Source organism: Crocosphaera sp. Alani8, from assembly GCF_038442745.1.
Lineage (GTDB): Bacteria > Cyanobacteriota > Cyanobacteriia > Cyanobacteriales > Microcystaceae > Crocosphaera.
Genome location: NZ_JARVCN010000182.1, coordinates 1 through 6,721, shown reverse-complemented (window position 1 = coordinate 6,721; position 6,721 = coordinate 1). Strand labels below are relative to the sequence as shown.

The following is a 6,721-nucleotide window of genomic DNA, read 5'->3' as shown; positions in this document are numbered from 1 at the left end:
GCCAATTCCTTATTTTTTAGGTTTTGTTTTTTCTTCATGAATAATACAGGCTAGATAAACGTATCAGATTAAAAGGAGGAATTTATAGTGCATCTTGGCGACTTGGAGAAGAACTTACAACAGAAACTCGAACAGGACAAACACCAAGCCAATCAGATCCGACAGCAGCACTTACAACAATTTCAGCAAGACTCACGGCACACATTCAAAGACGCTCTGAGTTCCATCGACAAAAATACGGGGCAAATTACCAAACAAGTCCTAATGTGGTCGCAATGGGTAGCTTATCTACCGGCAGCGACTTTTCTTCTGACCTTAGTGGGTACCTTGGGAGGCAGTTGGGGGATGAGTCAATATTTAACCAGTCAATTTCAACAGATTCAGACCAACAAAGCGACCCTCAACCAACTCAAACAGGAGACTTGGGGCATCGAACTGTATCAAACCAACCAGGGGAAATTCATAATCCTACCCCCCAACAGTCCCCACAAAACCGACTGGAAATGCAAAGGGAAGCCCTGTATCAAGCTGTAGATGAAGACGATGACCCCACTAGAGAAAGAACTTTTAGAAACCTTCAAGAACTTTGCCATTCAATACGAGAAGGACAAGAAACAACAACAGGAATTAATCAACAACTTAATGACTCAACAGACCAAACAAATAACCAACTTATCCAAACAAGTCAACTCATTGAACAGTACAATCAACAACTTATCGAACAGAATAAACGAGTTAGAAAACGCTTATCAAGACATCATGAACGTCTTAGAAGAATAAAGGAACAACAACAGAGAGAACTGGATAAGTTTAAAACCGATATTAACCTCGCTGATTATGCTCAAGCTAATGGTTACAGTATCGATAAAAAGAAAAGTTCTGTTAACTGTCTTGTTCTTAAAAATCCCGAAGGTGATAAAATATTAGTAGGACTTAATCAATCCGATGGTCACTATTTTTACTCATCCGTTAATGATAATAAAGATAGTGGCTCAATCATTGATTTTATTCAGAATAGAAAAAACCTTAATTTAGGGGAAGTCAGAAAGGAACTTAGACCCTGGATCAATGAACCCTCTAATCCTCCTTATTCTCCTAAACAAACAACACCATTACTAACCCCAAGTACCCCCGATAGACATAAAATCATTACTCAATTTGAAGGGTTCCAAGTAATAGTAACTCATCCTTATTTAACCCAACGAGGTATCAGTCAACAGACCAGCAATGACCCTAGATTTCAAGGCAGAATCTACACTGACAGCCGTAATAATGTTATTTTCCCCCATGTAGACCGTGAGGGGGTTTGTGGCTATGAACTGCGTAATCAGGACTTTAAGAGCTTTTCTAAGAGGGGTATCAAGGGGCTATGGGCTTCTAATGGTTCCAAAGATGATACGACGCTGGTTATTTGTGAAAGTCCCCTGGACTGCTTAAGTTATCATCAACTGTTCAGAGATGATACTACCCGTTACTTTGCTACTGGTGGCACTTTATCAGATAAGCAGAAAACCCTACTTAAAGGGGTTTTTGAAAAGTTTCATAATAAAGGAGGACAGATTATGATTGCTACTGATAATGATGAAGCTGGTCAGGCAATGGAACAGGAATTAAGGAATCTTGCTCCATCAACGGCTCAAATTAATCGGATAGTCCCTAGACAGCATAAGGATTGGAATGAGGCTTTAATGGCTGAAATTCAACGGCAAAGGGAACAGCAAGAAAGTCAAAAACGCAGAGGACGGGGATTGTCTCGCTAAACACCCATCACCATTAATTTTTTGGGCTGGCTTTCTGTCTCCTTATTCGGTATATTTAAGGATAAGGGAAAGTCTCTGCCTCCAAGCATGACCATTTCCCAGACAACGCAACCTATAAAAAGCTTTTAGGCTTTGAAAAACTTGAAACGGTGTAAAGCCCTAGATAGTTTGATGAAGTTTTAAAAGCTGAGGGCAACCCTACCCTCCCAACAGTTCAAAAATCTTGTTTGGCGACGAGAAAAAACTGTAGGGGGGCCACAGGGGGTTACTGTCTTCATTTTATTAATTTTAGTGTAGCATTACAACACCTATATGTCATTTGTCATGACAAAAGTTAACTACTTGAACGAAATTTGGAGATTTCAGAGACAACAAAAGATAAGCCCTTGCTTTTTAGCCAGGGTCAGGAAATTGCCTATTATCTCTTAAAGTTTTGTCGCTTAATTGTTGATTTTGGAGATTAAAGATTTCCAGCATCAACAATTAATCTTAAATCTACAATCTACCATCGGCAATCCTTTGAAGGTAGTTTCTACTGTTTAACAGTGACATTCAACACTAAACGTTAAATAAGACAGCATCCTCCCTGTATGGGTAGCTTTCGCCAACACTCACGGAAAGCACCAATGAAAGGAAACACAGGGACACAACAAAACCAAAATCAAACTTTCGCTCACATTCAAGCCCCACACTACCAAGAATGGCTAGAGAGTGCCGTCGCTCCTGCTATCATCGCCCTAAACGTCAAATCCCTATCGGGCAACACCCCTTATGAGTATTTGTTCTATAGCGACGACATCAAGCGTCTAAATACCGGGCGACTGACATCAGGGTATCTTAATAAATATTCACATTTAGATAATGGGGGATGGTGGGTAAATGGCGTTAACCCACTCACCGGAGAAGAACAATTATGGGGTCAATTCAAATCTGATACCCCCAGAGTCATCACCGAAGTCAAAGGGGATAAGGGTTTTGGTGGTGAAACGATCTCCAAAGAGAAGATCATTAAATATGAAGCCCCACCCAAAATCCCAACCGAGGCCATGTTCCTACGGGTAACATACCGTATTGGCTTAAACGTTTTCAGGAAAGCCGGCTTAGGGAAAGAATACGCCGAATATGCTTACCATCAATATAAAAAATCCTCTAGAAAATTAAATAATCTCGATAGAATCAAATTACTTGATTTTATCGAGACAGAAGACAAAGGTTTCTGGCCCCTAGTCATTGACCAAAACCTCCCCATCTGCATCACCGAAGGAGCCAAAAAAGCCGGAGCCTTACTTAGTATTGGTATAGCAGCCATTAGCATTCCTGGGATCTGGAATGGCTGTCCCACTGAAAAAGACAAATTCGGCAATACAATCGGTTTACCCCGTCTCATCCCCCAATTAGCCCTATTTGCCACCAAAGATCGAGAGATTAACATCTGCTTTGACCAAGATGAAAAACTAAAAACCCGTATCACCGTCAAAAAAGCCACCGAACGATTAGGAGGTTTATTTAGCAAAGCCGGTTGTCAAGTTAAGGTAGTGGAGTGGAATGCCCCTGAGAAGGGCGTTGATGACCTCATCTACTCCAAAGGGCAAGATTACTTTGAAAGCGTCTATAACAGCCGTTTATCCTTAACTGATTATAAATTAAAAGGTATCCTCACCCTCTTTCCCGACCTAACCATTAAAGAACAATTTATCCCCAATAGCCTACAATACCCCCCAAATGCCAAACTTATTGGAGTCCAATCCCTACATGGTACTGGTAAAACAGAATGGTTAGCCCATCAAGTTCAACAGTGTTTAGACAACCAACAAAAAGTCATTGTTATTGTTCATCGGGAACAATTAGCCCGTGAATTAGCCCGTCGTTTTGGTATGGATTATCGAACGGAAATCAATAAAAACGAGCTAGGTAAAGGACAATTTGGCTATGCTTTATGTATCGATTCCCTCCATAACAAAGCTAAATATAAACCTTTTGACCCTGAGCATCCCCAGTGGGAAGATGTGGTGGTGGTTATCGATGAAGTCGAACAAGTTTTATGGCATTTATTAAATGGTGGAACTTGTCGAGAAAACAGGGTCAAAATTCTCACCAACTTCAAGAAACTCTTACAAAGGGCAGCTATGTCTAATGAAGGAAAAATCTTCATTGCTGATGCTGATTTGTGTTCCATTAGCATTAATTATATTGAACAATTAATCGGCTATCAAGTGCCTAAGTTTATTGTTAAAAATGACTATGTTCCGGATCTTAAACGTCTCCTCTTTCATCTGAAAGGGAAAAACCCGTCAGGACTTCTAAAACAATTAGAAAACAATCTCAAAAAAGGACATAAAGTCATTGTTCATACCGACGGACAAACCTATGGAAGTAAGTGGGGAACTCGTAACTTAGAAGCCTATTTAAGACAGAAATTCCCTGATTTAAAAATCTTAAGAGTAGATGGGCCATCCGTTAAAGATAAAACTCATCCTGCTCAGGGGTGTATTGATAAATTAAATGAGGTTTTTCCAAAATTTGATATTGTTATTTGTTCCCCTGTTATCGAAACCGGTGTGAGTATTAACTGTGACCATTTTGACTCGGTTTATGTATTAAGTCATGGGGTTCAAACTATTGATGCAGTGATTCAAACCCTGCAACGGGTTAGGAGTAATGTTCCGAGATATTTATGGACTAAAAGCTTTAGTCCTAATCAAATTGGTAATGGGTCAACTGACGTTAAATCTTTACTCTCCTCCACTCATAAATTAGCTTCGGCACAAATTAAGCTCTTACAAAGTATGGGCATTACTGAAGCGAATAATGTGGTTTTTTACGAAGAAAACGATGACCTTAAAACCTGCGCACCTTCTTTGTTAGCATGGGCTAAACGGGCTGTGGTTCTCAATCATCAAAATTACCATTTTTCTAAGAATCTGATTAAGAAGTTAGAAGGATTAGGCTATGAATTACAAGAGAAATGTATCTCTAAAAAAGAGATGGAAGCAGTGTCAGAAAGTATGAAAGAGGTCAAGAAAGAAAATTATGGTAATCACACAGATAGGGTGTCCTCATCTCCGAAGCTTGAGGATAAAACCTATCAGGAATGGAAAGAAAGAGATGACTTAACCGAAGCCGAAGAAGAAACCTTAAAGAAAGCAGAAATTAGTCGTTGTTATCTGACTGAAGAGGTTAGTCCCTCAATGGTAGAAAAGCATGATCAAGGATGGTTGACTAAGTTACAGTTACTTTATTATTCAACCGTTGGTAATCAGTATTTAAAGGATAGAGAAAAGCGTAATCTTTTAAAGCTGAAAGAGCAGTCGGATAATGGGGAGTTATTCAAACCGGATCTTTGTAAATCTTCTCTTGCTGCTAAAATATTTTTGTTGAAGCATCTGGATATTTTTCAGTTCTTAGATCCTGATGCGGAGTTTGATAAACATTCATTAGAAGAGTGGTATGAGATGATCTCCACCCCGGCGATGAAGTCTGACATTAAAACGGTGTTTGGCTTTTCTGTTGGCCATCCGGACGATTCGGCCATTGGTGCTGCTCAACGCTTCCTTAAGAAATTAGATTTACAGCTTATTTCTGTGGGACGGAAACGACGCAATGGTAAACAGGTGAGGATCTATAAAGGGTGTAATGTCAACCCAGATCAACGGGGCGAAATATTTGAGCGATGGTTGAAACGGGATGAGGCTAACTCAATGAATGAAGCTGCTTAATGAGTCACCCCCTGTATAGATAATTATTTAATTATTAGAGATGACTTGGTTAATGTCCCAATGGCAATTCAGAGAAATTAGAGGGATTAATTTATTATGTCCAGTTTTTCCCAATTCTTGTTATCTTGTCAATTTTGGATGTAAGATTAAAAAGCTAGATTACTCTAGGATTTCCGTTGTAAAGATTGTTGTTGTTAAGGTTTTCCTTACATGAAGAAAAATCAATTGCTTAAATTAACCCTGGATGTGTATGAAAAAGAGTGTCAATATTTGAAGTTCCAACCGATGCCAAAATTCTAGAAGTTGGGGCAGGGACTGGATTAGTTGGACAGCTATTATATCAACAAGGTTATCATCATGTAGATGCCTTAGATATCTCCTGGCAAATGCTAGAAGAAGCCCGTAAAAAGAACGTTTATCATGAATTGTATCAAGGGACTTTAGGACAACCTTTAGACTTAGCCAGTGATAGTTATCAAGGGATTATGGCAAAAGGGGTTTTTGCCCCAGGTCACGCCCCAAGTAGTGCCTTTGATGAACTGATTCGTATTACCCGAAAAGGGGGAATCATTATCTTTACCTTACGTACTGACTATTACGAAACCAGTGAATTTCCAGACAAACAAAAGAGTCTTGAAATCTCTGGTCACTGGAAATTATTAGAACAAACAGAACCCTTTGCTATGTGGCCTAAAGCAACAGAAAAGCTATTCTATAATGTCTGGGTGTATGAAGTCATTAAATAGCGAGTCAGGTCTAAAATTCCTAATTTCATCAACTCAATACCAAAGATTCAAAAGTAATGAATTTTTCAATTTCAAGGAACAAAAAGTTTAGAAAGCGATTAGCGATCGCCACTGGAATCTTGGCGATGGTTTGGGGAGTGACTGTGCCAGCTATTTCCCAAGAGAGTCAAGGGGAAGAGACACCGGTTGTAGTGGAATCGACCATCAAAGGAGATGTTAATCCGTCGACTGCCTTAACCGCAGGAGATTTGCTGATTCCCACAGATGAACTTAATTTACTGGTCAAACCGTTTACCCTAGAAGAGCTAGAGACTGAGGCAGCCGCTTGGTTTATGGCTCTGAAAGCTAAGGTACAGGAAATTATTCAAACCGAGATTAGCATTAAGCGTCAAGAGGAATCAGAAGGGACGAATCAGCTAATAGAAAAGGTCACCGAACTACAAGGGCAGAAATGTTGAATGTCTTTAGAAAACTTTACATATCAAATTAGACTAACCCT

The 6,721-nt window shown here is 39.6% G+C and carries 5 protein-coding genes; all 5 read left to right on the top strand.

All coding sequences use genetic code 11. The features are described from left to right. The first annotated feature begins 87 nt into the window (after nucleotides 1-87). The 5 genes from P9B04_RS11865 to P9B04_RS11845 all read left to right on the top strand — a co-directional run bounded on the left by P9B04_RS11865 (nucleotide 88) and on the right by P9B04_RS11845 (nucleotide 6,680). Complete coding sequence (locus tag P9B04_RS11865) at nucleotides 88-534, top strand: hypothetical protein (protein ID WP_342055199.1); 447 nt, start codon at nucleotides 88-90, stop codon at nucleotides 532-534. After that, nucleotides 504-1,760 (top strand): DUF3991 and toprim domain-containing protein, encoded by a 1,257-nt coding sequence (locus P9B04_RS11860; protein ID WP_342055198.1) that lies wholly within the window; start codon nucleotides 504-506, stop codon nucleotides 1,758-1,760. The genes P9B04_RS11865 and P9B04_RS11860 overlap by 31 nt, the downstream gene beginning before the upstream one ends. A 626-nt stretch (nucleotides 1,761-2,386) precedes the next feature. Beyond that, nucleotides 2,387-5,476, top strand: a complete 3,090-nt coding sequence (locus tag P9B04_RS11855; RefSeq protein ID WP_342055197.1) for a plasmid replication protein, CyRepA1 family — start codon at nucleotides 2,387-2,389, stop codon at nucleotides 5,474-5,476. A gap of 260 nt (nucleotides 5,477-5,736) precedes the next feature. Beyond that, a complete protein-coding gene (locus P9B04_RS11850; RefSeq protein ID WP_342055196.1) occupies nucleotides 5,737-6,222 on the top strand; it encodes a class I SAM-dependent DNA methyltransferase in 486 nt (161 codons plus the stop codon). 56 nt (nucleotides 6,223-6,278) lie between these two features. Beyond that, complete coding sequence (locus tag P9B04_RS11845; RefSeq protein ID WP_342055195.1) at nucleotides 6,279-6,680, top strand: hypothetical protein; 402 nt, start codon at nucleotides 6,279-6,281, stop codon at nucleotides 6,678-6,680. Nucleotides 6,681-6,721: the final 41 nt, after the last annotated feature.